The sequence below is a fragment of the Bacillus sp. AFS002410 genome, assembly GCF_002556365.1.
In the GTDB taxonomy this organism is placed as follows: domain Bacteria; phylum Bacillota; class Bacilli; order Bacillales; family Bacillaceae_G; genus Gottfriedia.
The window spans coordinates 393,038-419,313 of sequence record NZ_NUEU01000009.1 but is presented as its reverse complement, the minus strand read 5'-3'; the positions used below and the strand labels follow the sequence as shown (position 1 = coordinate 419,313).

27 protein-coding genes are annotated in these 26,276 nt (G+C 36.0%); 26 read left to right on the top strand and 1 reads right to left on the bottom strand.

All coding sequences use genetic code 11. From position 1 onward, the window contains the following. Nucleotides 1-31 precede the first annotated feature (31 nt). The 14 genes from CN692_RS09640 to CN692_RS09575 all read left to right on the top strand — a co-directional run bounded on the left by CN692_RS09640 (nt 32) and on the right by CN692_RS09575 (nt 13,655). On the top strand, nt 32-1,216 hold the full coding sequence (locus tag CN692_RS09640) for a NupC/NupG family nucleoside CNT transporter (protein ID WP_098118937.1): 1,185 nt from the start codon (nt 32-34) through the stop codon (nt 1,214-1,216). Nucleotides 1,217-1,329: 113 nt separating this feature from the next. Further along, complete coding sequence (locus tag CN692_RS09635; RefSeq protein ID WP_098118936.1) at nt 1,330-1,962, top strand: AmiS/UreI family transporter; 633 nt, start codon at nt 1,330-1,332, stop codon at nt 1,960-1,962. 178 nt (nt 1,963-2,140) lie between these two features. Continuing rightward, nucleotides 2,141-4,345 (top strand): S8 family serine peptidase, encoded by a 2,205-nt coding sequence (locus CN692_RS27010; RefSeq protein ID WP_098118935.1) that lies wholly within the window; start codon nt 2,141-2,143, stop codon nt 4,343-4,345. Nucleotides 4,346-4,606: 261 nt separating this feature from the next. Beyond that, nucleotides 4,607-4,831: an AtpZ/AtpI family protein gene (locus tag CN692_RS09625; protein WP_098118934.1), complete on the top strand. Its 225-nt coding sequence runs from the start codon at nt 4,607-4,609 to the stop codon at nt 4,829-4,831. A 2-nt stretch (nt 4,832-4,833) separates the two neighbouring features. Then, nucleotides 4,834-5,214 carry an ATP synthase subunit I gene (locus CN692_RS09620; protein WP_098118933.1) on the top strand — a complete coding sequence of 127 codons (381 nt, stop codon included), beginning with the start codon at nt 4,834-4,836 and terminating at the stop codon, nt 5,212-5,214. Nucleotide 5,215: 1 nt separating this feature from the next. Beyond that, nucleotides 5,216-5,950 (top strand): F0F1 ATP synthase subunit A, encoded by a 735-nt coding sequence (atpB, locus tag CN692_RS09615; RefSeq protein ID WP_098118932.1) that lies wholly within the window; start codon nt 5,216-5,218, stop codon nt 5,948-5,950. Nucleotides 5,951-6,031: 81 nt separating this feature from the next. Further along, nucleotides 6,032-6,247, top strand: coding sequence for a F0F1 ATP synthase subunit C (gene atpE / locus CN692_RS09610; RefSeq protein ID WP_098118931.1), 216 nt, complete (start codon nt 6,032-6,034; stop codon nt 6,245-6,247). A gap of 186 nt (nt 6,248-6,433) precedes the next feature. Continuing rightward, nucleotides 6,434-6,958, top strand: coding sequence for a F0F1 ATP synthase subunit B (atpF, locus tag CN692_RS09605; protein ID WP_098118930.1), 525 nt, complete (start codon nt 6,434-6,436; stop codon nt 6,956-6,958). Continuing rightward, nucleotides 6,955-7,494, top strand: a complete 540-nt coding sequence (locus CN692_RS09600) for a F0F1 ATP synthase subunit delta (RefSeq protein WP_098118929.1) — start codon at nt 6,955-6,957, stop codon at nt 7,492-7,494. The genes atpF and CN692_RS09600 overlap by 4 nt, the downstream gene beginning before the upstream one ends. Nucleotides 7,495-7,516: 22 nt before the next feature. Then, on the top strand, nt 7,517-9,025 hold the full coding sequence (gene atpA / locus CN692_RS09595; RefSeq protein WP_056469307.1) for a F0F1 ATP synthase subunit alpha: 1,509 nt from the start codon (nt 7,517-7,519) through the stop codon (nt 9,023-9,025). 85 nt (nt 9,026-9,110) lie between these two features. Beyond that, entirely contained in the window at nt 9,111-9,965 is an 855-nt protein-coding gene (locus tag CN692_RS09590; RefSeq protein WP_098118928.1) for a F0F1 ATP synthase subunit gamma, read from the top strand. Nucleotides 9,966-10,028: 63 nt separating this feature from the next. Continuing rightward, nucleotides 10,029-11,441: a F0F1 ATP synthase subunit beta gene (gene atpD / locus CN692_RS09585; RefSeq protein WP_098118927.1), complete on the top strand. Its 1,413-nt coding sequence runs from the start codon at nt 10,029-10,031 to the stop codon at nt 11,439-11,441. A gap of 82 nt (nt 11,442-11,523) precedes the next feature. Further along, a complete protein-coding gene (locus CN692_RS09580; RefSeq protein WP_098118926.1) occupies nt 11,524-11,925 on the top strand; it encodes a F0F1 ATP synthase subunit epsilon in 402 nt (133 codons plus the stop codon). Nucleotides 11,926-12,668: 743 nt separating this feature from the next. Next, nucleotides 12,669-13,655 (top strand): nuclease-related domain-containing protein, encoded by a 987-nt coding sequence (locus CN692_RS09575; protein WP_098118925.1) that lies wholly within the window; start codon nt 12,669-12,671, stop codon nt 13,653-13,655. Here the strand turns inward: CN692_RS09575 and CN692_RS09570 are convergent. Beyond that, nucleotides 13,652-14,275, bottom strand: coding sequence for a TetR/AcrR family transcriptional regulator (locus CN692_RS09570; protein ID WP_098118924.1), 624 nt, complete (start codon nt 14,273-14,275; stop codon nt 13,652-13,654). The two genes, CN692_RS09575 and CN692_RS09570, sit on opposite strands and share 4 nt — an antisense overlap. A 226-nt stretch (nt 14,276-14,501) precedes the next feature. Here CN692_RS09570 and CN692_RS09565 point away from each other — a divergent pair, with 226 nt between their 5' ends. The 12 genes from CN692_RS09565 to CN692_RS09510 all read left to right on the top strand — a co-directional run bounded on the left by CN692_RS09565 (nt 14,502) and on the right by CN692_RS09510 (nt 26,273). Then, entirely contained in the window at nt 14,502-15,146 is a 645-nt protein-coding gene (locus CN692_RS09565; protein WP_373605030.1) for an HlyD family secretion protein, read from the top strand. 12 nt (nt 15,147-15,158) lie between these two features. Next, entirely contained in the window at nt 15,159-16,931 is a 1,773-nt protein-coding gene (locus tag CN692_RS09560) for a DHA2 family efflux MFS transporter permease subunit (RefSeq protein ID WP_098118922.1), read from the top strand. 391 nt (nt 16,932-17,322) lie between these two features. Continuing rightward, complete coding sequence (locus CN692_RS09555; protein WP_056469320.1) at nt 17,323-17,691, top strand: NADH-quinone oxidoreductase subunit A; 369 nt, start codon at nt 17,323-17,325, stop codon at nt 17,689-17,691. Next, nucleotides 17,682-18,200, top strand: a complete 519-nt coding sequence (locus CN692_RS09550; RefSeq protein ID WP_088041662.1) for a NuoB/complex I 20 kDa subunit family protein — start codon at nt 17,682-17,684, stop codon at nt 18,198-18,200. The genes CN692_RS09555 and CN692_RS09550 overlap by 10 nt, the downstream gene beginning before the upstream one ends. Continuing rightward, entirely contained in the window at nt 18,197-19,507 is a 1,311-nt protein-coding gene (locus CN692_RS09545) for an NADH-quinone oxidoreductase subunit C (protein ID WP_098118921.1), read from the top strand. Before CN692_RS09550 ends, CN692_RS09545 begins: the two co-directional genes overlap by 4 nt. An 8-nt stretch (nt 19,508-19,515) precedes the next feature. Continuing rightward, nucleotides 19,516-20,616: an NADH-quinone oxidoreductase subunit D gene (locus tag CN692_RS09540; protein ID WP_098118920.1), complete on the top strand. Its 1,101-nt coding sequence runs from the start codon at nt 19,516-19,518 to the stop codon at nt 20,614-20,616. After that, on the top strand, nt 20,616-21,617 hold the full coding sequence (gene nuoH, locus CN692_RS09535; RefSeq protein WP_098118919.1) for an NADH-quinone oxidoreductase subunit NuoH: 1,002 nt from the start codon (nt 20,616-20,618) through the stop codon (nt 21,615-21,617). The genes CN692_RS09540 and nuoH overlap by 1 nt, the downstream gene beginning before the upstream one ends. Nucleotides 21,618-21,648: 31 nt before the next feature. Beyond that, complete coding sequence (nuoI, locus tag CN692_RS09530; protein ID WP_098118918.1) at nt 21,649-22,068, top strand: NADH-quinone oxidoreductase subunit NuoI; 420 nt, start codon at nt 21,649-21,651, stop codon at nt 22,066-22,068. Then, nucleotides 22,065-22,583, top strand: coding sequence for an NADH-quinone oxidoreductase subunit J (locus tag CN692_RS09525; RefSeq protein ID WP_098118917.1), 519 nt, complete (start codon nt 22,065-22,067; stop codon nt 22,581-22,583). The genes nuoI and CN692_RS09525 overlap by 4 nt, the downstream gene beginning before the upstream one ends. Then, nucleotides 22,580-22,894: an NADH-quinone oxidoreductase subunit NuoK gene (gene nuoK, locus CN692_RS09520; protein ID WP_098118916.1), complete on the top strand. Its 315-nt coding sequence runs from the start codon at nt 22,580-22,582 to the stop codon at nt 22,892-22,894. The genes CN692_RS09525 and nuoK overlap by 4 nt, the downstream gene beginning before the upstream one ends. 17 nt (nt 22,895-22,911) lie before the next feature. Beyond that, nucleotides 22,912-24,768 (top strand): NADH-quinone oxidoreductase subunit L, encoded by a 1,857-nt coding sequence (nuoL, locus tag CN692_RS09515; protein WP_098118915.1) that lies wholly within the window; start codon nt 22,912-22,914, stop codon nt 24,766-24,768. After that, nucleotides 24,765-26,273 carry a complex I subunit 4 family protein gene (locus CN692_RS09510; RefSeq protein WP_098118914.1) on the top strand — a complete coding sequence of 503 codons (1,509 nt, stop codon included), beginning with the start codon at nt 24,765-24,767 and terminating at the stop codon, nt 26,271-26,273. The genes nuoL and CN692_RS09510 overlap by 4 nt, the downstream gene beginning before the upstream one ends. Nucleotides 26,274-26,276: the final 3 nt, after the last annotated feature.

Sequence of the window (26,276 nt, the reverse complement as noted above, 5' to 3'; positions counted from 1 at the left end):
ATAAAATTTATTGGATTTTCGGGGGAGAAACATGAAATATATTATAGCTCTTATTGGACTACTAGTTGTTTTCGGTCTGGCTTTCGTTGCTAGTAGTGATCGTAAAAAGATTAAATATCGTCCATTAGTAATCATGGTCGTTATTCAAATCATTTTAGCTTTCGTACTATTAAATACTGAAGTAGGTTTATTCTTAATTAAAGGAATTTCAAACGGCTTTGGAAAGTTATTAGAATATGCTGCAGAAGGTGTGAATTTCGTATTCGGTGGAATGATCAATGCGAACGCTGCTCCTTTCTTCACAGGTGTATTATTACCGATCGTATTTATTTCTGCTTTAATTGGTATTTTACAATACACAAAAATTTTACCGTTCGTAATCAAATATATTGGTTTAATTTTAAGCAAAATCAATGGAATGGGTAAATTAGAATCTTACAATGCGGTAGCTTCTGCAATTTTAGGACAATCTGAAGTATTCATTTCAGTTAAAAAACAACTTGGTCTTTTACCAAAGAATCGTTTATATACACTTTGTGCATCGGCAATGTCAACTGTATCTATGTCAATCGTAGGTGCATATATGACAATGATTGAACCAAAATATGTAGTAACTGCAATTGTCTTAAACTTATTTGGTGGGTTTATTATTTCATCAATTATCAATCCTTACACTGTAACTCCTGAAGAAGATATCTTAACTGTACAAGAAGAGGAAAAACAAACATTCTTCGAAATGCTAGGCGAGTATATTTTAGATGGATTCAAAGTAGCGATTATCGTTGCAGCAATGTTAATTGGTTTTGTTGCATTAATTGGTGCAATCAATAATATTTTTGATATGATTTTTGGAATCTCATTCCAAGGTATTTTAGGATATGTTTTTGCTCCATTCGCATTTATTATGGGTGTACCATTTAAAGAAGCGGTTGATGCAGGTAGCATTATGGCGACTAAGCTTGTTTCAAATGAGTTCGTTGCGATGATGGATTTAGGGAAAGCAAGTAAACACTTCTCAGCTCGTACATTAGGAATTGTTTCAGTATTCCTTGTATCATTTGCTAACTTCTCATCTATCGGTATTATTGCTGGAGCAGTTAAAGGATTACATGAAAAACAAGGTAATGCTGTTGCTCGTTTCGGCTTAAAATTATTATTTGGTGCAACATTAGTAAGTGTTTTAACAGCTATTATCGTTGGTATCGTTTTAAATTAATTTAATTCAAGCGTTTGACTTCGATCAGGCGCTTGTATTTTTTTTCTAATCTTAATCTAGGAGGGTTGAGTTAAAAAGTTAATCTTGATCAATTTTCTTTTTAACATTTCACTATGGGAACTGTAGGTTTGCTTTTATCTGGCGCAACTCTATTTTTAAATAGTCTTGTTTTATTAAATAAAGCGAATGCCAAAAGTGCAGCTTTATTAAATTTATTTGTTGGTACAATACAGGTTGTTTTTCCTTTTTACCTTTTAATGCACTTAGGTGCTGGAAAATGGGAATTATTTAATACTGCGAGTATTTTCTTTTTTGGTATTACTTATTTATATGTTGGATTTACAAACCTAAAAGACTTTAACGGAACGGGATTAGGATGGTTTTCTCTTTGGGTTTCAATCATGTCTGTTCTGTGGGCATTTGTGAATTTCGTTATGATCCATGATGTTGTCAACGGTCTATTATGGGTTATGTGGGCATATTTATGGTACTTATTCTTTGCTGGATTAGTATTAGGAAAGAAAATTGAACGTTATACAGGAATCGTTGCAATGATTCAATCATGGACTACAATTACTCTTCCTGCATTTTTTATGCTTTTAGGAATTTGGCAAGATGCAATGATTTCAAAAGTTTGGATTGTAGTTTTAAGTGCTGCTATACTGTATTTTGTCATCCATGAAATTAAATCATTTGTGACAAATAAAAGATTTAACTTATTTAACCAACCTGAATTAAAAAATTAATGATAATTCATAAAGAAAAGACTAACTTTTGGTGAGCTAAATGCTACACCTAGAGTTAGTCTTTTTTGGTTTTGAAAAATTTACAGATTCTAGAGAAAATTACCTTTATATACATGAATGGACGATTAGTGAGAAAGCTAAAAAGAAAAATATCTTTATAAAGGAGAACCAAACTTGAATGAAAAATTACTTTCTTAAAATAATGATTTGTTTAGTTTTTTTGCTAATACCATTTAAAAATTATGCTGTAAATGCACATGAAGAGCAAAAACAAATAGCCTTAATTTCAATTAAAGATGGCATGATCACACAAGCATTAAAATATATTGAGGAACGCTTCCCAAATGTGAAAATAAGACAACAATATACTGAAACTTATTATGGCCTTTCTGTGTCAGGTTCTCTTGAAGAGCTATCACAGTTAGCTAAATTGCCACTAGTACAAGATATGCATTTTGTAACCATTTATAGAGCTCATTTAGAAGATAGTATCCCTTTTATAGGAGCCGACGAAGCTCAGCTTTATAAGGACAAAAGGGGAAGAAAGATTACTGGAGAAGGAGTTAAAGTAGGGATCATTGATACCGGAGTTGATTACAAACATCCTGATTTGAGATCGAACTACGGCGGAGGATATGACACAATCGATTTAGATAAAGATCCGATGGAAACGAAGCTTGAAGAAAAGAGTACGTTTCACGGTACACATGTAGCCGGCGTAATAGCAGCAAATGGGAAAAGAAAAGGCGTCGCACCAAAAGCGACAATCTATGCTTATCGTGCACTAGGTCCAGGTGGTGTTGGTACTTCTGAGACTGTTATGGCAGCGATTGAGCGAGCAGTGAAGGATAAGGTAGATATTATAAATTTATCATTAGGAAATGATGTAAATGGACCGGATTGGCCTACGAGTATTGCTCTAGATAAAGCTGTAGAAAAAGGTGTGCTAGCAATTACTGCTGCTGGTAACTCTGGACCAGGATTATGGACTGTTGGTTCACCTGCTACAGCATCAAAAGCTTTAACAGTTGGTGCGAGCTATCCACCTGTACTTTTCCCGTCAATCCATGTGAAAAATAAAGAAACGATTATTAGTCCTATGATTGGCTCGGTTAAATGGGGTAAAGGGTTAAATGGCCGATTCGTATTTAAAAAATATGGAGAAAAAAGTGAGCTTAAAAGAGTTAAAGATAAAATCGTCTTATTAGAAAGAGGTAAGCTTACGTTTACTGATAAAGTGAAAAATGCTCAAGATGCCGGAGCGAAGGCTGTAATTGTTTATAACAATGTTGATGGAAATTTCATCGGCCAAATCAAAGGAAAGCTTACGATTCCTTCAGCTACTATTTCAAGAAAAGATGGCTTAATGATTAAAAAAATCATCGAAAAAGGCAAGGTAGAAGCTAAAAGCGGAAGTGAAAAAAAGGTAGATGTTCTAGCAGATTTTAGCTCTAGAGGACCTGTAACTGGAACTTGGCAAATGAAGCCGGATTTGTTAGCACCGGGTGTACAAATAAAAAGTACAATTCCAGGCGGTTATTTAGCACTTCAAGGAACGAGTATGGCAAGTCCACATGTTGCAGGAGCAGCAGCTTTATTAAAACAATTGCATCCTGATTGGAGTATGGATGATTTAAAAAGTGTACTTGTTAATACGGCAACACCATTATATAAGAATAATAAAAAGATGTATCATGCGTACGAACAAGGAGCTGGAAGATTAGATATAGAAAAAGCTTTAGAGACAGAAACGACTTTATTTCCAATGTCACTATCTTTCGGAGTAACTAAAAAAACAGATGGATTAGTAAAGAAAGATTTTGTCGTAAGAATTTCAAACAAATCAAATGCGCCAAAACAAATTACAACTATAAATAATCAACAGGCGACTGGAATACAATGGGTAATACCAAAGCCTTTTACAATACCAGCTCGCACAAGTAAAAAAATAACTTTAAGCGCTACAGTTAATACAAAGATTTTAAAGGATGGCTTTTACGATGGTGCGATTACATTTAACACAAACGATGAAGAGAAGTTAAGAATGCCGTTTTTATTACTACAAGGGGAACCGAATTTTCCGTCAGTAATGGGATTTCACTTCGGAAGAGTTAAAGGTAAAAATCGTTACAAATATGAATTGTATTTACCAAGTAAGGTTGAGGAATACAAGATCGCTGTTTTCGAATCAGAAACATTTCGTTTATTAGGAGTAATTGATGAACAGAAAAATAGTAAGAGGGGGATTATCAAAAAGGAATTAGTTTTAAAGGAATTTCCTAAAAATGGTATTTATAAGTTTGTAATATTCTATAAACGTAAACAATATGAAAGTGCAACTGAATCATACGTTAATGTGGCGAAGATTTACGTAGAAGACTAAAAATTGGTAAGTAATTTTTAATAGTTTTTTAATTTAGGTAATTGACACTTTTTTGTAACATATTGTATGCTTAACATGAATGTTTAAAAGGGTTTTCATTACATGTAAATACTATGTTATTAAAATTTTTTGAACGTTTTGTGAACAATTTGTGAACGTTTTCAATGTTTAGAGATTTTAGGACACAATTGTTGTAGAATAAACCATGATAAGACTTTTGGCAATTTTTTGAGAATAAAAATTGACATGGAGGGATTTTGTATGAAAAAAAACAATCAACATCCTCTTAAAGCAATGACACTCATGTCTTCAATTTTAGCTCAACTTGTCGGTTCTATTCTCATCGGAATCTTTCTAGGAAGATGGATTGATTCATTTTTTAAATGGCCAGTACCAGTATTTATGATCATATTTTTATTGTTAGGTCTTTTTACTGGCATTTATGGCACGCTCAAAATAGTTAAACAATTTACACCAGGGGACTAGTTATGCAAAAAGAACAATTAAAACGCTTTGTACGAGATATGTTGTATATTATTGCTTTATCCGTTTTAGGTTGGGCTTTTACCGACTATAAAACGATTTTCACAGGTTATATTCTCGGAACCGTAACTAGCTTTTATTGTATATGGATTCTACACAGAAAGATAAATACCTTCTTTGACCGAGTTTTAAAGCAACAAAAAGTTCGATCTTTAGGTACTGTAATTTGTCTTTCAGCGGTGGCTCTAACAATGGTCATCGCGCTTCGGTATGAAAACTTTGTGAGCATACCGGCACTAACCGCGGGACTAATGACAGGACATCTTGTCATTATGATACATTTTGCAATACATCAAACGTCTTTTGCAAGGAAGAGAGGTGAATAAATTGGAACACGAAGCTAAAGGTTTTAATTTTATTGGTTTAGATTTTACGTATACAAATGTTCTAATGACAACCATTGCTGCAGTAATCGTCTTTATCATCGCAGTTACATGCTCTAGAAGTCTACAAATACGTCCGTCAGGAAAACAAAACTTTTTTGAGTGGATTATTGACTTCGTTAAAGGCCTTATCAACAGTACAATGGATTGGGAAACTGGTGGTCGCTTCCTTACACTAGGTGTGACATTACTTATGTACATATTTGTTTCAAATATGTTAGGTCTACCGTTCGATATCTCGATCGATGGAAGCTCAGTTTGGAAATCACCTACATCAGACCCAGTCATTACTTTATCATTAGCAATCTTTATAGTTGGTTTATCACATTATTATGGTATTAAAATGAGAGGCTTTAAGGCTTATGGAAAAGGGTTTTTCCAGCCGATGGGATTCTTGTTTCCATTAAAAATTATTGAGGAATTAGCGAACACATTAACGCTAGGTCTTCGACTTTACGGTAACATTTACGCAGGGGAAGTATTATTAGGTTTACTTGCAACAATGGGTACACATGCATATGCGGATAGTGTAGGTGCAGGTGTGATTTGGACAATCGCGGCAGCAATACCGATGATTGTTTGGCAAGGATTCTCTGTATTTGTTGGTTCAATCCAAGCGTTTATCTTCGTAATGTTAACGATGGTGTACTTGTCACATAAAGTGGCGGACGAGCATTAAGCAGCTCACTTGAATTTGGTAGTTAGATAAAAATTATTATAAAAAATATATTTCTTATGATTAAGAAGGAGGAAATTTAAAATGGCTTTAATAGCAGCGGCAATCGCAATTGGTTTAGGTGCACTAGGTGCAGGTATTGGTAACGGTTTAATTGTATCACGTACAGTAGAAGGTGTTGCTCGTCAACCAGAATTACGTTCAACTCTTCAAGCTTTAATGTTCATCGGGGTTGCATTAGTTGAGGCACTTCCAATCATCGCAGTAGTTATCGCATTCATGGCATTTGGTAAAGCTTAAGATTATACAAATTATTAAAAAAATGGCGAAGTTTGTGTTCACATTTACTTCGCCATTCCTTTATGACACTCAGTTTTGAAGGATTCCTTTTGAAAGTTAAGTCCAAGTCGGTAAGAGATGAGGGCTATGTTATAAAAAATAAATAAATAAATAAATAAATACAACCCTTGAAGGGAGTGAAAGCTTGTGTTAAACGGATCACAATTCGTATTAGCTGAGGCAGGACATGGTGTACCTTGGGGCAATGTCGTGTTTCAATTAGTAATATTTCTAATTTTACTTGCTCTTCTGAAAAAGTATGCATTAGGACCTGTAATGGGAATTATGAAACAACGTGAAGATCACATCGCTAATCAATTAGATTCAGCTGAGAAAAACAACGCAGATGCAATGAAACTAGTTGAAGAGCAAAAGCAAGAGTTAGTTGCTGCTCGTACAGAAGCTCGCGAGCTTCTTGAGAAAGCTAGAAAGCAAGCTGATGTACAACGTGAAGAAATCGTTGCAGCAGCAAAAGCAGAAGCTGAAAACTTGAAAGAAAGCGCTAAACGTGAAATTACTCGTGAAAAAGAGCTTGCAGTACAATCAGTTCAACAACAAGTTGCTTCATTATCTGTATTAATTGCTTCTAAAGTACTTGAAAAAGAAGTGAAGTCTGAAGACCAATCTGCTATTTTTGATCAATTTCTTAAAGAAGTAGGCGAAGCTAAATGAGTAACGAATTAGTTGCAAAACGCTACGCAAACGCTCTTTTTGAATTAGCTACTGAACAAAATTTAGTAGAAACTGTTGAACATGATTTACAAGTAGTGAAAAAGGAATACGTAGAAAACTTAGAATTAAATAAGTTTTTACAACATCCTGGAATCACAAAAGAAAGCAAAAAGTCTGTCTTAAATGACACATTTGCTTCAATTTCTGAAACGGTATTAAATCTAGTTTGTTTATTAGTTGATCGCCAACGCTTAAGCACTATTTCTAATTTAGTAACTGAGTATGTAAAAATTGCGAATGAAACTCGTAATATTGCAGATGCAACAGTTTACTCTGTAACGGCATTGTCTTCTGAAGAACTAGAGAAAATTGGAGCGTTATTCGCTTCTAAATTAGGTAAAAATTCAATACGTGTGAAAAACGAAATTGACCCATCATTAATCGGTGGTTACAAAGTGCGTGTTGGAAACCGTATTTTTGACGGCAGCTTAAAAAATAAACTTGTTCGAATCGAACGTGAATTAATCGCAAAATAGTTTGTAGATAGGGGTGAAATGCATGAGCATCAAAGCTGAAGAAATCAGTGCGCTGATTAAAAAGCAAATCGAAAATTACCAAACTGAAATAGAAGTTAGTGATGTTGGTACAGTTATCCAAGTTGGTGACGGTATCGCTCGTGCTCATGGTCTTGACCAATGTATGTCTGGAGAGCTAGTTGAGTTCTCTAACGGCGTTATGGGACTAGCACAAAACTTAGAAGAAAACAACGTAGGTATCATCATCTTAGGACCTTACACAGGCATTAAAGAAGGCGACGAAGTTCGTCGTACTGGACGCATCATGCAAGTTCCAGTTGGTGAAGCATTAGTAGGACGTGTTGTAAACTCATTAGGTCAACCAGTTGATGGTTTAGGCCCAATCGAAACAACAAAATCTCGTCCAATCGAAAACGCTGCTCCTGGCGTAATGGCACGTAAATCAGTACATGAGCCATTACAAACAGGTATCAAAGCGATCGACGCTCTTGTACCAATCGGACGTGGACAACGTGAGTTAATCATCGGTGACCGTCAAACTGGTAAAACAGCTGTTGCAATCGATACAATCCTTAACCAAGCTGACCAAAACATGATCTGTATCTATGTTGCAATCGGTCAAAAAGAATCAACAGTTCGTGGACTTGTTGAAACTTTACGTAAGCATGGCGCTTTAGATTACACAATCGTTGTAACTGCACCTGCTTCATCTCCAGCTCCAATGTTATACTTAGCACCTTTCGCTGGTGTAACTATGGGTGAAGAGTTTATGTACAATGGTAAACACGTATTAGTAGTATACGATGATTTATCAAAACAAGCGGTAGCTTACCGTGAGCTTTCATTACTATTAAAACGTCCTCCAGGTCGTGAAGCATATCCAGGGGATGTATTCTACTTACACTCTCGCTTATTAGAGCGTGCAGCTAAGTTAAATGATGAGTTAGGTGGCGGTTCATTAACTGCATTACCATTCATCGAAACACAAGCTGGTGATATCTCAGCTTATATTCCAACAAACGTAATCTCAATTACTGACGGACAAATCTTCTTACAGTCTGACTTATTCTTCTCTGGCGTACGTCCAGCGATCAATGCAGGTCTTTCTGTATCACGTGTTGGTGGTTCAGCGCAAACTAAGGCGATGAAATCAGTAGCAGGTACGCTACGTCTTGACTTAGCGTCATTCCGTGAGCTTGAAGCATTTGCTGCGTTCGGTTCTGACTTAGATAAAGCAACTCAAGCTAAACTTAACCGTGGTGCTCGTACAGTTGAAATCCTTAAACAAGGTTTACACAAACCTTTAAAAGTAGAAAAACAAGTAACATCTTTATATGCACTAACACGTGGTCACTTAGACAGCGTAGCAGTTGAAGACATTACTCGTTTTGAAGAAGAAATGTTAGCTTGGATGGACGCTAATGCTAAAGGTCTTTTAGATGCTATTCGTGATACTGGTAAATTACCAAACGAAGCTGACCTTGATGCTGCAATCACAAGCTTTAAAAAGAACTTTATTGCTTCTAAATAAGAAGGCGATTTAAATATCTGGATTTGAAGGATCGGGCTCTAGCTCGTCCTTCATTTAACTGTTTACCAAAAGGTGGTGAAAACCTGTGGCATCATTACGCGATATAAAAACAAAAATTAATTCAACAAAAAAGACAAGCCAAATCACAAAAGCGATGGAGATGGTTTCTGCTGCGAAATTAAACCGTGCTGAACAAAACTCTAAGCAATTTGTTCCTTACATGGACAAAATGCAAGAGGTAGTTGGTAGCGTGGCAAAAGGTGTAAACAGTAGACATCCGATGCTAGTAACTCGTCCAGTTAAAAAGACTGGTTACATTGTCATCACTTCTGACCGTGGTTTAGCTGGTGCATTTAATAGTAACGTATTACGTGCGGTAACTAATACAATTAGAGATCGTCATAAATCGAATGATGAATTTGCAATTATTGTATTAGGTCGAGTTGGACGTGATTACTTTAAGCGTTTAGGTTACCCAATCGTTGAAGAGGTTCTTGGAATTCCAGATCAACCTTCATTCGATGATATTCAAAAATTTGCTAATCGTACAGTTCAAATGTATACTGACGGCATTTTTGATGAGCTTTACTTATCATATAACCATTTCATAAGTAAAATTTCTCAAGAGGTTACTGAGAAAAAGCTATTACCTTTAACTGATATTGACACAGGTAAGGCAACAACTAATTACGAATTTGAACCATCTGATGATGAAATCTTGGAAGTTTTACTGCCTCAATATGCAGAAAGCTTAATCTTTGGTGCATTATTAGACAGTAAAGCTAGTGAACACGCTTCACGTATGACAGCGATGAAAAGTGCAACTGATAACGCGAAAGAAGTTATTAGTAAGCTTACTCTTCACTATAACCGTGCGCGTCAAGCAGCAATTACACAAGAAATTACTGAAATCGTTGGTGGAGCAGCAGCACTTGGCTAATCTGCTTATAACGGCTATATAAATTGATCGGCTTTTAATGAAACAATGCTAGGAGGAAAAGCGATGAGCAATGGTATTATTACTCAGGTATTAGGACCGGTTGTAGACGTAAAGTTCGAAAACGGCCAATTACCACAAATATATAATGCGTTACGTGTTCGTAAAGAAGCGGGCAACGCAAACGAAGTAAACATTGATTTAACATTAGAAGTTGCTCTTCACTTAGGTGACGATACTGTTCGTACAGTTGCAATGGCTTCAACTGATGGATTAGTACGTGGAATGGAAGCAGTTAACACAGGTAAACCAATTTCGGTTCCAGTTGGTGACGCTACATTAGGACGCGTATTCAATGTATTAGGTGACAACATTGACTTAGACGAAGCACTTGGAGAAGACGTACGTCGTGACCCAATTCACCGTCAAGCACCTAAATTTGAAGAATTAACTACAAAAGTAGAGATCCTTGAAACTGGTATCAAAGTAGTAGACTTATTAGCTCCTTACATCAAAGGTGGTAAAATCGGTCTTTTCGGTGGTGCGGGTGTAGGTAAAACTGTATTAATTCAAGAATTAATTAACAACATCGCACAAGAGCACGGCGGTATCTCAGTATTCGCTGGTGTAGGTGAGCGTACTCGTGAAGGTAACGACTTATACCACGAAATGAGCGATTCTGGCGTTATCAAGAAAACAGCGATGGTATTCGGACAAATGAACGAACCACCTGGTGCACGTCAACGTGTTGCCTTAACTGGTTTAACAATGGCTGAATATTTCCGTGATGAGCAAGGACAAGACGTGTTATTCTTCATCGATAACATCTTCCGTTTCACTCAAGCAGGTTCTGAGGTTTCTGCCCTATTAGGTCGTATGCCTTCTGCGGTAGGTTACCAACCAACTCTTGCTACTGAAATGGGTCAATTACAAGAGCGTATCACTTCAACAAACAAAGGTTCTGTAACTTCGATTCAAGCGATTTACGTTCCTGCCGATGACTATACGGATCCAGCACCAGCTACAGCGTTCGCTCACTTAGATGCTACAACAAACTTAGAGCGTCGTTTATCTGAGATGGGTATTTACCCAGCGGTAGATCCATTAGCATCTACATCTCGTGCATTAAACCCTGAAATCGTTGGTGAAGAGCACTATGAAGTAGCTCGTCAAGTACAATCAACTTTACAACGTTATAGAGAACTTCAAGATATCATCGCAATCTTAGGTATGGATGAGTTATCAGAAGAAGATAAATTAGTCGTAGCTCGTGCTCGTCGTATTCAATTCTTCTTATCTCAAAACTTCCACGTTGCGGAGCAATTCACAGGACAAAAAGGTTCTTACGTACCAGTTAAAGAAACTGTTAGTGGATTCAAAGAGATCTTAGAAGGTAAATACGATACTCTTCCAGAAGATGCATTCCGTCTAGTTGGACGCATTGAAGAAGTAGTAGAAAAAGCAAAAACATTAGTATAATAATTGTCTAATCGAAAGCTTGTTCATCATTCTTAATTGAATGAACTTGATTAGCTCAGAAGCTAGACAGGAGGAGTTCACTATGAAGACAATGAAAGTCAGTATCGTCACTCCTAATGGACCGGCTTATGAAGGCGAAACAGAATTCGTTAGCACGAAAGCAACTAGCGGTGAGCTAGGTATCTTACCTGGACACATTTCAACTGTGGCACCGTTAGCAACAGCACCTGTTAAAATTAAATCACAAGCTGGAACAGACTATGTTGCAGTAAGTGGCGGATTCATTGAAATTCGACCTGAAGCCGTTACAATATTGGCTCAATCTGCTGAAGCATCAACTGAAATCGATGTTGAGCGTGCAGTAGAAGCAAAAAAACGTGCAGAAAAACGTCTACAAGACAGACGCCCTGACACAGACATCAAACGCGCTGAACTTGCTTTACACAAAGCAATGAACCGTTTAAACGTAGCACAATATAAGTAATTTTAAAAAGAGCCCTTTTGTGGCTCTTTTTTTGTTGGGTTGTTGTTTGAATGCTTGCGGTAAAGTAGTGTTGATTTTGTTGTAAGGAGGGGAAGTCGGGGATCGCAAATAAGATTGGCGAATCGCTATTAAAACTTGAGAATCGCAAATAAAAAAGGCAAATCGTAATTAAGGATTTTAAAATTGCAAATAGGCATTTCAAAACTGCAAATAAACTGGAGAAAGGTGCAAATAAGTAAAGTAGATGCCGTTACTGTCAATAACTAGCTCATGTCTGTGCAAATAAGGGTGTTAAAACTGTAAATAAGAATTTCAAAAGTGCAATTAAGCATTGGAAAGGTGCAAATAAGATTAATTAATCAGCAATACGAAGTTAGGTGCAAATAAAATTGGACAAAGTGCAATTGAAAATTGTAAAACTGCAATTAAAAATAGCGAAAGTGCAAATAAAATCAAGGTACTGCAAATAAAGTTTGGGAAACTGCAAATAAAATTGTGATAACTTCAATTAATTTTACTGAAACTGCAAATAAAACATGCAAATCAAACTAAATAATCATAATTGTGATCGAAATTAGTTTAAAATAGTTAGTTTTATTAAATAATAGTTCAACTCTAGATGAAATTTAGATGAATTACGGAAAATAAGAGATAAAATCGCTCGTTTTTTTCATTTTCAATTAGAAGGTATTCCAACAAAAAAACTTGAATAAAGAAAAGAAATCCAAGAGAGGTGATTTTTGATGATTTTAAAAGAACGAACTGTACCACTGATTATTAAAAAGTTAGAAGCGCTTTTAAGAAGGTTACCTAATAATCATCCACAATGGACAAGAATTGAGGAAGATCTCTTCAAGTACAAAGCAGGGTATCACGGTGAAAAGTCCTTAGACTATCATTTAAGCTTTTTTCCAAAAGAAAGTAGTATTATTTTGCACGATCTCAGACTAGTAGATGATTTTAAACACTTTTTTCAAATTGATACGATTATTATCACACCGCGTTTGCTAATCATTATTGAAGTAAAGAATTTAATTGGTACATTGTATTTTGATCAAACCTTTAATCAATTTATTCGCATTATCGATGGAAAGGAAGAGTCTTTTACAAATCCTATTATTCAAGTTGAAAGGCAAAAAAGACAACTTACTGAATGGCTTCGAAAGCATAACTTTAAAAATTTATGTGTAATACCGTATGTTGTAGTAAGCAATCCAAAAACGATAATAAAAGCGTCTATAAATCAAAGTGAAATTGCTAAAAAAGTTTTTCACTCAGAGTTACTTTATAAAAAGGTTGAAGAACTAGAAATAAAATTTAAAACAGATCTTTATACTCAAAAAGAAATAAGGAAGTTAGCTAAACTATTAATAAAACAACACCAGCTTTTAGATCAAAATATATTAGACAAGTACAATATTAGTAGTGCTGAACTTCTTACTGGAGTACTTTGTTCTAATTGTAGTCAGTTTACTATGGAGCGTGATAAAGGAAATTGGATTTGCAACTATTGCCTACATGACTCAAAAGAAGCACATATAGGTGCATTGGTTGATTATCTTTTATTAATTGGAAACACGATAAAAAATAAACAAGCTAGAGACTTTCTTCATATTCCCTCTATCTATAACGCTTCAAGACTCCTATCAAAACTAAACCTCACAACCTCAGGAACAAAAAAGGACAAAACCCACTATTTAGACGAGTTATCTCAACAATCTTCTTATTAAATATTTTCCAGTCCTGCAGTCGGTAAGATTCCGTTTCTTGAGATTTTTAGTAAATACTCTGCCATGTGTTTTTTTGAGTAGGGCATGTCATTTTCAACCCAGAATGAGATTACGCTTAGAGTTGCGCCGGAAATATAACTTACTAGCAGGTCGCTAGGTACTTGGAATTTATTCTTTTTTGGTTGAATGAATTTGATGCCTGTTTCGAATGCTGTTGCTAGTACATCGTAAAGTCTTCTTCTAAATAGATTTGGTCCTTGTCTTCTAAGCAGGACTTTGTAGAAGTAGCTGTTTTTTTCGACATGTTCGAATAGATGGTAGTAAGATTGCAGGGTCATCTCTTCAAGATTATTCTGGTTTCCGTCATACATACTGAAATTAACATTTTTCATTGCTTTGTCTAAATCAACTAGCTTTTCTCTAACAATTTGTCGTACCATTTGGTATTTGTCTTCGTAGTGGCTATAAAAGGTTGCTCTGTTAACGTTTGCTTTTTTTGTGATATCTTGAACGCTGATTGATTCGAAGTCTTTATTATCAGCTAGTAGATTAATTAGTGCATCTTGTAAAAGTTGTCTAGTTCGAACGACGCGGGGGTCGAGATTATTTTTTATGGACATTTTAAAACTCCTTTATTAAATAACTTTAATAAAATAAACAATGAATTACTAAAGTGTTGTTTAAACAACAAAAATAAGATTATTAACGGTTGAGTACGTTTCTAAATCAATTATAATTAAAAACTATGAGAAGTAAAACGACAATGTGTTGTTTTACTTTTGTTACCTATATAGAGAGAAACGATTAAAAATTAGGAGGATTTTATTTATGGGGAACATGAAGAAAATGGTGTTTGTTAACATAATTACTTTAGTCATATTAGTTGCTGGTGGATTTGTCGGTTATTACTATTATGATCAATCTACGAGTTATATAAAAACGGATAATGCAAAAATAGATGGACAACAAATTGTTATTTCATCTCCTGCTGCTGGTAAGCTTGATTCATGGTCAGGTTCATTTGGTAAAACATTTTCACCAAACCAATCAATTGGTAAAGTTTTAACTGCACCTCAAGCTGCTAGTGACACAGCTCATGAAGTTTCGGTTTCAGTTCCAACGAACGCTACTATTGTTCAAACAAATGCAATTAAAGATCAATTAGTTGCTGCAGGTTCAACTCTTGGTTATGCATATAACTTAGATAATCTTTGGGTTACAGCAAATATTAAAGAGACTCAAGTAGAAGATGTGAAAAAAGGACAAGAAGTTGATGTGTATGTTGATGCATATCCGGATACTACATTAACAGGAACTGTAGAGTCTGTTGGTTTAACTACTGCTAATACATTTAGTTTACTACCTTCTGGAAATTCTAATGCAAATTATACGAAAGTGGAACAGGTTGTCCCAGTAAGAATTTCTTTAGATCATAACAAGTCATTTGAAATTGTTCCAGGAATGAATGCTTCTGTTCGTATCCATAAGTAAGGAGGAATTTCGATGTCTACTGGAATGATCATAGCATATGGAGGGTTTTGCTTAATTGTTTTCTTTATTATTAACCGAATTGCTTTAAGAAATAAAGAAAATAGTCCAAAAATAGATCAAACAAAAGAAACAGTTCAAAAAGAAGAATTAACTAAAATAGAAAAATCTGAAGAAGTTAAAAAGAAACCAGCCCCAACTGAATCGAATGAAAAGCAAAGTTTTAGTATGGGTAAAGTTTTGACGGTGCTGTTACTAGGGATGTTCGTGTCTATTTTAAATCAAACATTAATAAATGTTGCTTTACCGAAGTTGATGGCTGATTTTAATGTTACAACTTCGACTGCACAATGGCTATCTACTGGATTTATGTTGGTAAATGGTATCTTAATTCCAGTCAGTGCCTATTTAGTTGAAACATTTACTTATCGAAAGTTATTTATCTTTTCGATGATTGCCTTTACGGTTGGTTCAATTATTTGTGCTCTTTCAGGTAATTTCCCAATTATGATGGTTGGACGCGTAGTACAAGCGGTCGGAGCAGGTATATTAATGCCTCTTGGTATGAATATCTTTATGACGATTTTCCCACCTGAAAAGCGTGGAGCTGCTATGGGATTAATGGGGATCGCAATGATCCTGGCACCAGCTATTGGTCCAACAATAACTGGTTATGTTGTTCAAGATTATTCTTGGCATTTCTTATTCTATGGAATGGCTGTGTTTGGTGTCATTGCAATCATTCTAGCTAATGCTTGGTTCCGTATTTCACGTAAACGTTCATTCCCAACTTTAGATATTTTGGGAGTGCTAAGTTCGTCACTTGGATTTGGTAGTTTATTATATGGTTTCAGTGAAGCTGGTAATGAAGGCTGGGGTAGCACAGAAGTAGTCCTATCATTAGTGATTGCGTTTATAAGCTTAGGATTATTTGTGTGGAGAGAATTAACGGCAAAACAACCATTAATTAACTTAAAAGTATTTAAATCCTTTTCTTTTTCTTACACATTATTAATTAATTTAATCGTTACAACAGCTTTATATGGAGGGATGTTTTTATTACCTCTATATTTACAAAACATCCGTGGTTTTACGCCAATTAAAGCAGGTTTATTATTGCTACCTGGTTCATTAATTATGGGTGCACTTGGACCTCTTACGGGTAAATTATTCGATAAATATGGAATCCGTCCTTTAGCGATTTTTGGACTGCTTATTATGACTTTTACAACTTATGAGTTCACAAAATTGTCTATTGATACACCATATTTAAAAATTATGTTTTTCTATACACTACGTTCATTTGGTATGTCATTTATTATGATGCCAATCATGACTGCTGGTTTAAATAAGTTGCCAGTTAAGATGATTACTCATGGTACTGCAACTCAAAATACTTTGCGACAAGTGGCTGGATCGGTAGGTACGGCAATCCTTGTTACAATTATGACGACTCAAACGACAAACCATTTGGCGGACTTTTCAAATGAAGTGACTTCAACGAATTCCTTCATTATGGATTGGGTTCATCACACAGGCGCGCAGTTAGCGGGCGCGGCTGGAGTAAGTTCTGCACAGGGTGGTGCGTTAGCAGTTACGTCACTTTATAGTCAGGCTTCTAAATTAGCATCAATTAACGGTATTAATGATGCATTTATTTTCGCAACTGCATTATCTGGTATTGCTTTAGTTCTTTCATTTTTTATGGGAAGTACAAAAAGTAGAAAGTTTGCACAACCTAAATCTAAAAATCAAAATAAGCAATCTTCAGAAACGATTGCATCTTAAAAATAAACCAACTCAATTTTTTGAGTTGGTTTATTTTTTTTCTTCGACAATTATCACTATTTTTTAATTTGTGGAAATTGTGAATAACTTTCTGTGGATTTGTGGATAACTCCTATACTGATATAAAGTTTTCGATATCAGAAACAGTGGCTAAAACATTAGAAATCTATTAGAACGGCGTACATTAATGATTATTAGAGAATAATGGAATTTATTTTCCAACTATATTATCAATTTTAGGATTAATGGCAATAAATATCGACACGTTTTTGTCACATTTGTTATAATGGATACGATTACAAAACTGAATAGTAAAAATTAATGAAAAATACATTATATTTATAATAAGTATATAATGTAGAGCTCTGTAGTTAGGGGAGGGACAAGTTTCGTGAATGCTTATTTAAATAATTACGTGATCGTAGTCGTGTTTCTAGTTATTGGGATAGCGCTTCCAGTTGTTGCACTTTCAGTGATAGGGAAAATTTTAAGACCAAACGTACCAACTGAAGCGAAGGCAACGACGTATGAAAGTGGTATTGAACCATTCCATGATGCGAAGGTTCGTTTCCACGCTGGGTATTACATATTTGCACTATTATTCGTTATTTTTGATGTTGAAACTGTTTTCTTATATCCGTGGGCTGTAGCATATGATCAATTAGGACTTTTTGCATTTGTGGAGATGATTATCTTTATCCTTATGTTACTGTTGGGACTTATTTATGCTTGGAAGAAGAAGGTGTTGAAATGGTTATGAAGCTAGATGGAATTTCTGTTGCTGAGATGGAGGAACTCCAAAAAAATATTTTCTTCACTACTTTGGAAGAAGTGAAGGCATGGGCAAGGAGTAACTCGTTATGGCCATTAACATTCGGGTTAGCTTGTTGTGCAATCGAAATGATGGGTGTAGGTTCATCACATTATGATTTAGACCGTTTTGGATCGTTTTTCCGTACTTCTCCTCGTCAATCTGACTGTATGATTGTTTCTGGAACTGTTACGAAAAAGATGGCTCCAATTGTGAAACGCTTATATGACCAAATGCCTGAGCCTAAATGGGTAATTGCAATGGGTTCATGTGCAACTGCTGGTGGACCATACGTTAACTCGTATGCAGTCGTTAAAGGAGTTGACCAAATCATTCCTGTAGACGTTTATATTCCTGGTTGTCCTCCGAATCCAGCTGCGTTAATTTACGGTATTAACAAATTAAAAGAGAAGATTCGTTACGAGGCTAAAACTGGAAAGCAGGTGACGAATAAATGAGTGAAGATAAGTCTAAAGAACAACTAAAGAAAGAAGCGGCTGAGAGGGCGAAAGAAGCAGCTAGACGAAAAATGGAACAGTTAAAGGCGGAAAAAGAAGGCGCTGATAACAATGGTGTCCAGAAAGAAGAAGCTTCTTTAGTTGAAAAGCCAGCCGATGAAAATCAAATAAAACAAGAAGAAACAACAACTGAAGATGAAAAAGCGAAAGCACTTGCACTAGCGAAAGCAAAAGCTGTTGCAGCAGCGAAGGCAAAGGCAGCAGCAATCGCAAAACAAAAAGCAGCAGAAGCAGGGGAACAAGCAGAAGAACCGGCTTCAGAAGATGAAAAGGCAAAAGCTTTAGCATTGGCGAAAGCAAAGGCTGTTGCAGCAGCAAAGGCGAAGGCAGCAGCAATCGCGAAACAAAAAGCAGCAGAAGCAGGGGAGCAAGCAGAAGAACCAGCTTCAGAAGATGAAAAAGCAAAAGCTTTAGCATTGGCAAAAGCAAAAGCAGTAGCGGCGGCAAAGGCGAAGGCAGCGGCATTAGCTAAACAAAAAGCAGCTGAAGGTGGAGAAACTCCATCAGACGGTGCAGATGATGAAAAAGCGAAAGCAATTGCAGCGGCGAAGGCAAAAGCAGTAGCGGCAGCAAAAGCGAAGGCAGCAGCGTTGGCAAAACAAAAAGCAGCAGGTGGAGAAGACACAGCAAGTGCTGGTTCTGACGATGACGCGGCAAAAGCGAAAGCAAAGGCAATTGCAGTTGCGAAGGCGAAAGCAGCGGCAGCATTAAAAGCCAAAGCAAAATCAGGCGGTGCTACTGAGGCTCCAGCTGAAGAAGCAAAAGCTTCTCATAATCAACCATTATTAGATGAAGTAAAGGCATTAATTGAAAAAGAGTTTGGCGCTGAAGTGATTGAGGAAGCAACAATCAATACACTTTCTAAACATGATCCAACTTTTACAATCAAAAACGATGCTTATTATAAAGTGGCAGAATACTTAAAAAATAATAACGAGCTTAAATTTACTTATTTATCTGGATTACATGGAACTGATTTCGTTGAGTACATGGAGGTTTACTCTTACATCTATTCATATAAACGTAAACATGGAATCGCTTTAAAAGTTAGAGCAGATCGCAATCAGCCGATTGTCGATAGTATTACTCCAATTTGGGAAGGGGCAAACTGGCCGGAGCGTGAGACATATGATCTACTAGGCATTCAGTTTGAAGGACATCCAAAATTGGAACGTATTTTACTGCCGGAAACTTGGGTTGGCTACCCACTTAGAAAAGATTATGTTCAATTTGACGAGGGGGTGTAGGATAAGCCATGATTCGTACTGAAGAAATGCTATTAAATGTCGGTCCTCAGCATCCTAGTACACACGGTGTATTTCGTCTTGTGTTAAAGATTGATGGAGAGATCATTAAAGAGGCGACGCCAGTCATCGGTTATCTACACCGAGGTACAGAAAAAATCGCTGAAAATCTTCAATATACACAGATTATTCCTTATACAGACCGTATGGACTATCTATCGGCAATGACAAATAACTATGTTCTCTGCCATGCTGTTGAAACAATGATGGATATTAAGGTTCCAGACCGCGCGGAATATTTACGTGTGATCTCAATGGAGCTAGGTCGAGTTGCTAGTCACTTAGTTTGGTGGGGTACAAATCTTCTAGATATTGGGGCAGTTAGTCCATTCCTTTATGCTTTCCGAGAGCGTGAAATGATTATCAATCTATTAAATGAATTATGTGGGGCGAGACTTACTTTTAACTATATGCGTGTTGGTGGAGTTAAGTGGGATGCTCCAGATGGATGGATTGAAAAAGTAAGAGAATTCATTCCTTATATGAGAGAGCAGCTAAAGGGTTATCATGATTTAGTTTCAGGTAATGAAATTTTTATTAATCGTGTAAAAGGCATCGGTGCATATTCACAAGAAGATGCGATTAACTTCTCACTAAGTGGTGCTAATCTACGTTGTACGGGCGTTAAATACGACCTACGAAAAGATGCTCCATATTCTATTTACGACCGTTTTGATTTCGATGTACCAGTAGGAACGGCTGGAGATGCATGGGATCGTTATATGTGCAGAATGCTAGAGATTGAAGAGTCATTAAAGATTTTAGAACAAGCTGTTGAACAATTCCCTGCTGAAGGTGATATTTTAGCAAAAGTTCCTAAAATCATTAAAGCTCCTAAAGGTGAAGGATACGTAAGAATCGAGTCACCACGTGGAGAAATTGGTTGCTATATTGCGAGTGATGGAAAAAAAGAGCCGTATCGTTTGAAGTTTAGACGACCATCTTTTTATAACCTGCAAATTCTTCCAAAGCTATTAAAAGGTGAAAACATCGCAAACTTAATTACTATTTTAGGTGGCATTGATATTGTACTTGGGGAGGTAGACGGATAATGATAGAAAATCTTCTACAAAGTACACCGTCTTGGATTAATTTTCTCATCTATTTAGGTTTAGGCGTTATTTTTCTATTTGTAGTTTTAGGTTTCGTTACGTTTGGTATTCTGTCAGAACGTAAAGTAATGGGATTCATGCAAGGACGTATTGGTCCGAACCAAGTTGGTGGACGATTTGGTTTACTACAAACTGTTGCTGACGTATTAAAACTTCTTTTAAAAGAAGATACTATTCCAAAAGCAGCAGATAAACCATTATTTATTTTAGCTCCAGTCATCGCATTTGCACCAGCGTTTATGGTATTAGCAACACTACCTTTTACAGAAAATTTGCAGTTTGCTGATATTGGTGTCGGGTTACTTTATTATATTGCCGTTTCAGGGTTAACAACTGTTGGTGTTGTTACAGCAGGTTGGGCATCGAATAACAAATACTCACTAATCGGTGGTATGCGTGCAGCAGCACAAATGATTTCATATGAAATTCCGTTAGTAATGAGTGTATTAGGTGTAATCCTATTAACAGGAAGCTTAAATTTAAATGATATTGTTAATGCTCAAGACAATGTATGGTTCATTGTAACTCAGCCGATTGCTTTTATCGTTTTCTTAATTGCAGCAGTTGCTGAATTAAATCGTACACCTTTTGACTTACCTGAAGCAGAATCAGAGTTAGTTGCAGGTTATCATACAGAGTTTTCAGGTTTCCGTTGGGCGTTCTTTATGCTTTCGGAATATGTATATTTCTTTGCAATGTGTTCATTAATTACAATTCTATTCTTAGGTGGATGGAAGCCGATTGCAGGTCTAGACTTTATTCCTGGAGCTGTTTGGTTCTCTTTAAAATTTAGTGTGATTTTATACTTATTAATTTGGTTCCGTGTAACGTTCCCACGTTTACGAGCTGACCAATTAATGGAGTTCGGTTGGAAAGTACTGTTACCAGTTTCATTAGCTAATATTTTAATAACTGCTTTAGTAAAAAGCTTATTCTTCTAAACAAATCGACCAATCTAAAGGGGTGTGAGTCATGATTGGGTTAGTAAAAGGATTAAAGTATACTCTTCAAAATTTAACGCGCGAGAAAGTAACATATGATTATCCAAATCAGCCGATTCCGTTACCAGATCGCTTTCGTGGTATTCAAAAGTTTTATCCAGAAAAATGTATTGTTTGTAACCAATGTTCGGCAATCTGTCCAACAGACTGTATTACATTAACTGGGAAAAAGCATCCTGATCCTGCGAAAAAAGGAAAAATTATCGACACATACGATATCAATTTCGAAATTTGTATTTTATGTGATTTATGTACAGAGGTTTGTCCTACAGAAGCGATTATTATGACGAATAACTTTGAGCTTGCAGAGTATTCACGTGATGAGTTGTTTAAAGACCTTCAATGGCTTGATGAAAATGATCAAAACATTCGAAAGGAGAATAAAGCATGAGTGGTTTTGTAGTTGCTTTCTTTCTTCTTTCTTTAGCAGCCATATTAGGCGGAGTAATGATGTTAAACTCAACGAAAGTAATGCACATGATGCTTTCACTTGTATTAACATTCATTAGTATTGCAGGGATTTATGTTCTCTTATCAGCGGAATTTGTGGCGGTTGTTCAAATTCTTATTTATTCAGGTGCAGTAACGATCTTAATGATTTTTGGAATCATGTTAACAAAGCATGATATTGAAAGTGAAAAGCCAAAAAGAAATTGGAGAAATATTGCTGCATTTGTTGGTATTGTTGCATTTGGAGTTGTTATGTTTTTAGGTGTAAACGGTCTTTCAATCGATGCATCAGATGTTGATTTAGCAACAAACAATACGAAAAATATTGGATTACAATTATTTTCAAATCACATCGTACCATTTGAAGTAATGTCTGTATTATTACTAATTGCTTTAGTAGGTGCGATTATTTTAGCAAAATCAGATGATTCAAAAGAGGAGGGTACGAAGGAATGACTTCAGTTCCAATTAATGCTTATCTTCTTTTAGCGCTTATATTATTTTGTATCGGTTTATATGGTGCACTAACAAAGCGAAACACAGTAATCGTGTTAATTTGTATCGAGTTAATGTTAAATGCTGCAAATATTAATTTAGTGGCATTCAGTAAACTTGGTGTGGCACCGTCTTTAACTGGACAAATTTTCTCATTATTTACGATCTCAGTTGCGGCTGCTGAAGCTGCAGTGGGCGTTGCAATTTTAATTGCATGGTATCGTCATCGTCAGACAGTCAATATCGATGAAGCTGATTCATTGAAAAGATAATTAGGAGGTGAAATTTGATGATGCAGTATGCTTGGCTTGTTCCGGTACTTCCGCTAATTTCGTTTCTAATCCTAATATTAGCTGGTACAAAAGGAAAGAAAGGTAGTGGGATTTTAGGGGCAACTTTAACAGGAATCTCATTCATCATCTCCTTGTTCGTCTTATTTGACCGTCTACAAGGGGATACAGTGCAGAAATTATACACTTGGTTAACAATTGGTAATGTCGATATTCACGTTGGATATGTAGTAAATGCACTAAATTCGTTAATGTTAGTAATTGTTACGTTTGTTAGTACATTAGTACATATTTATTCTACTGCTTATATGGAAGACGACGACCGTATTACGGTATTCTTTGCATATTTAGGTTTATTCACATTTGCGATGCTAGCACTTGTCATTTCACCTAGTATTCTACAACTTTATGTATTCTGGGAGTTAGTAGGTCTAGGATCATTTTTACTTGTTGGTTTCTACTTCTACAAAGAAGAAGCAAAAGCAGCAGCTAAAAAAGCGTTCATTATGACTAGAATAGGGGACGTTGGTTTATTTATTGGGATGGTCCTTTTATTTTGGAAAACAAAGAGCTTTGACTTCGATCAAATCTTCCATGTAATCCAAGGAGGACAAGTGAGTACTAGTATGTTAACACTTATTGCCATTTTAATATTCGTTGGGGCAATGGGGAAATCAGGTCAGTTCCCACTTCACACATGGCTTCCTGATGCGATGGAAGGTCCGACACCAGTTTCTGCATTAATCCACGCAGCAACGATGGTAGCAGCCGGTGTTTACTTAGTTGCGACTACTTATCCAATTTTTATCGCTAGTGGAACTGCTCTAACTGTTGTTGCGATTGTTGGAGGATTTACTGCTATTTTTGCAGCAAGTATTGGTCTAGTACAAAGAGATATAAAGCGAGTGCTTGCCTATTCTACAGTCAGCCAATTAGGTTATATGATGCTTTCATTAGGTGTTGGGGGATATACAGCAAGTATCTTCCACTTAACTACGCATGCATTCTTTAAAGCTTTATTATTCTTAGCTGCAGGTAGTGTAATTCACGCAGTACACACTCAAGACATCTTTAAAATGGGTGGATTACGTCACAAAATGAAGTGGACATCTGCACTATTTCTAATCGGTACTTTAGCGATTACAGGTGTACCGTTACTATCTGGTTTCTTTAGTAAGGATGAGATTATAGCAGCAACTTGGGAACATGGAAATTACGTTTTATTCGTTGTCGCTTTAGTTGCAGCATTCTTTACTTCTTTCTATATGTTCCGCTTATTCTTCTTAGTTTTCACTGGTGAAGAAAAAACAAAAGGTGCACACGAATCACCGAAGTCAATGGTTATTCCAATGTCACTATTAGGTATCCTTGCAATTTTTGCGGGTTATATTAATACACCATTCTTTGGACGCCACTTAAATGACTTTTTATTAGATGGTGTTCCATTTAAAATCACTGAACATAGTCATGAACCGGTTTGGATTATGATTGTAGCAACTCTTGTTTCTTTAGCGGGTATTACACTTGCTTACAATATGTATGGAAGAAAGCCTCAGCAAACTAATCAAGAAGAAAACGGATTATTCCATGAAATTCTTCTTAATAAATATTATGTAGACGAATTATATAGCGTAACGATCGTAAAGGGTATGTTTGCAATCGGGCATGTAATGTTTGTAATTGAGCGTTTTGTAATTGAAGGGCTTGCAGTTTTAGTAAAAGGAATTGTAAGTAGTATCGGTGGAATTGGTTCAAGACTTCAAAGTGGTCAAGTTCAAACTTATGGATTTATTACACTACTTGGTCTAGCACTAATTTTACTAGCAATCGTTGTGACAGGGGGGTACAACTTATGATGTCGAGTTTCTTATTATGGGTTGTTTTCTCACCTTTATTAGGATTATTACTAGTTTCTTTCGCTCCAAAAAATTCTTATAAGCTTTGGGCATTAGCGACTTCAGTTTTATCATTCGCTATTACAATTCTTGCATATATAGCAGGTCATAATCATTCTAGTTTAAAAGACTGGAATATTTCATACGATTGGTTCTCGTTTGGAAAAATCTTTGCTGGTTCGACTAGATTGTTTCAAGTAAAATTTGAACTTGGCGTAGATGGTTTATCATTAGTTATGATTTTACTAACTGGTATAATCTCATTAATCGCTGTAATAGCAGGTTATTCAATTAATAAAGGCTCAAAAGGCTTTTACCAATTATTATTCATCCTACAAGTAGGGATGTTTGGGGTATTTACAGCTCAGAACTTAGTGTTATTCTTCTTATTCTTTGAATTAACGCTAGTTCCGATGTTCTTCTTAATTGGAAAATGGGGCCGATATGATAGTGAGCGTGCGGGTTACCAATTCTTAATTTACAACGGATTAGGTTCTGCGTTCTTATTATTTGTTATAGCTGTTCTGTTTGCTCGCACTGGCACAACTAATTATGCAGTGTTAGCAAATATTATTCCGTCGGGCCAACAGACACTTAGCCCAATTTCAGATCATTTAAAAATGGTTTTATTAGTTTGTTTATTAATCTCATTCGCAATTAAACTACCGTTATTCCCGTTCCATCGATGGATGGTGAATGTACATACTCAAGCAAATCCTGCTGTTGTAATCATTCACGCTGGGATCCTTTTAAAAATTGGAACTTACGGTTTAATTCGTTTTGCATTAGGTATTTTTCCAGAGCAATTTGACAAAATGTCGACTGCTCTTGCGATTATTGGTGTAATTAATTTACTTTATGGAGCTTATATTGCTTTAATTCAAAAGGAATTACGTTCTGTATTGGCTTACTCAAGTTTCTCGCATATGGGGATTGTAATAATTGGATTAGCGGCGATGAATAGTGCCGGAATTCAAGGAGCTATTTTGCAATCAGTATCTCACGGTTTAATTGCAGCATTACTATTCTTAATAGTTGGTATGCTAGAAAACCGAGGTGATTCTACAAGCTTTGATCGTATTTCTGGGTTATCAAAATTAACTCCTAGATTAGCTGGATTATTACTTTTTGGTGGTATGGCATCTCTAGGTTTACCTGGCCTATCAGGTTTCGTAGGGGAATGGTTGTCATTTGTTGGTCTATTCCAAAGTCATAAAGTAATTGCAACAGTTGGTACATTAGGTATCATTTTAACTGCAGCATATATTTTAAGAGCAATTTTACAATTATGCTTCGGTAAAAATAGTGATTTTATTTCATCATTCACTGATCTATCAAAACGCGAAGCAATCGCATCAGTCATTTTGGTACTTGCGATTGTCCTGCTTGGTGTATACCCAGCATTCGTAAATAATATGATCGTTTCATCAGTGGATTTTATCATTCAAGGGATTAGAGGTGTATAGAAG

Bases quoted from the DNA above. Each gene is read 5' to 3' on its own strand.
- CN692_RS09640 (WP_098118937.1), top strand. From the start codon at position 32: ATGAAATATATTATAGCTCTTATTGGACTACTAGTTGTTTTCGGTCTG.
- CN692_RS09635 (WP_098118936.1), top strand. From the start codon at position 1,330: ATGGGAACTGTAGGTTTGCTTTTATCTGGCGCAACTCTATTTTTAAAT.
- CN692_RS27010 (WP_098118935.1), top strand. From the start codon at position 2,141: ATGAAAAATTACTTTCTTAAAATAATGATTTGTTTAGTTTTTTTGCTA.
- CN692_RS09625 (WP_098118934.1), top strand. From the start codon at position 4,607: ATGAAAAAAAACAATCAACATCCTCTTAAAGCAATGACACTCATGTCT.
- CN692_RS09620 (WP_098118933.1), top strand. From the start codon at position 4,834: ATGCAAAAAGAACAATTAAAACGCTTTGTACGAGATATGTTGTATATT.
- atpE (WP_098118931.1), top strand. From the start codon at position 6,032: ATGGCTTTAATAGCAGCGGCAATCGCAATTGGTTTAGGTGCACTAGGT.
- CN692_RS09600 (WP_098118929.1), top strand. From the start codon at position 6,955: ATGAGTAACGAATTAGTTGCAAAACGCTACGCAAACGCTCTTTTTGAA.
- atpA (WP_056469307.1), top strand. From the start codon at position 7,517: ATGAGCATCAAAGCTGAAGAAATCAGTGCGCTGATTAAAAAGCAAATC.
- atpD (WP_098118927.1), top strand. From the start codon at position 10,029: ATGAGCAATGGTATTATTACTCAGGTATTAGGACCGGTTGTAGACGTA.
- CN692_RS09580 (WP_098118926.1), top strand. From the start codon at position 11,524: ATGAAGACAATGAAAGTCAGTATCGTCACTCCTAATGGACCGGCTTAT.
- CN692_RS09575 (WP_098118925.1), top strand. From the start codon at position 12,669: ATGATTTTAAAAGAACGAACTGTACCACTGATTATTAAAAAGTTAGAA.
- CN692_RS09570 (WP_098118924.1), bottom strand. From the start codon at position 14,275: ATGTCCATAAAAAATAATCTCGACCCCCGCGTCGTTCGAACTAGACAA.
- CN692_RS09565 (WP_373605030.1), top strand. From the start codon at position 14,502: ATGGTGTTTGTTAACATAATTACTTTAGTCATATTAGTTGCTGGTGGA.
- CN692_RS09560 (WP_098118922.1), top strand. From the start codon at position 15,159: ATGTCTACTGGAATGATCATAGCATATGGAGGGTTTTGCTTAATTGTT.
- CN692_RS09550 (WP_088041662.1), top strand. From the start codon at position 17,682: ATGGTTATGAAGCTAGATGGAATTTCTGTTGCTGAGATGGAGGAACTC.
- CN692_RS09545 (WP_098118921.1), top strand. From the start codon at position 18,197: ATGAGTGAAGATAAGTCTAAAGAACAACTAAAGAAAGAAGCGGCTGAG.
- CN692_RS09540 (WP_098118920.1), top strand. From the start codon at position 19,516: ATGATTCGTACTGAAGAAATGCTATTAAATGTCGGTCCTCAGCATCCT.
- nuoH (WP_098118919.1), top strand. From the start codon at position 20,616: ATGATAGAAAATCTTCTACAAAGTACACCGTCTTGGATTAATTTTCTC.
- nuoI (WP_098118918.1), top strand. From the start codon at position 21,649: ATGATTGGGTTAGTAAAAGGATTAAAGTATACTCTTCAAAATTTAACG.
- CN692_RS09525 (WP_098118917.1), top strand. From the start codon at position 22,065: ATGAGTGGTTTTGTAGTTGCTTTCTTTCTTCTTTCTTTAGCAGCCATA.
- nuoK (WP_098118916.1), top strand. From the start codon at position 22,580: ATGACTTCAGTTCCAATTAATGCTTATCTTCTTTTAGCGCTTATATTA.
- nuoL (WP_098118915.1), top strand. From the start codon at position 22,912: ATGATGCAGTATGCTTGGCTTGTTCCGGTACTTCCGCTAATTTCGTTT.
- CN692_RS09510 (WP_098118914.1), top strand. From the start codon at position 24,765: ATGATGTCGAGTTTCTTATTATGGGTTGTTTTCTCACCTTTATTAGGA.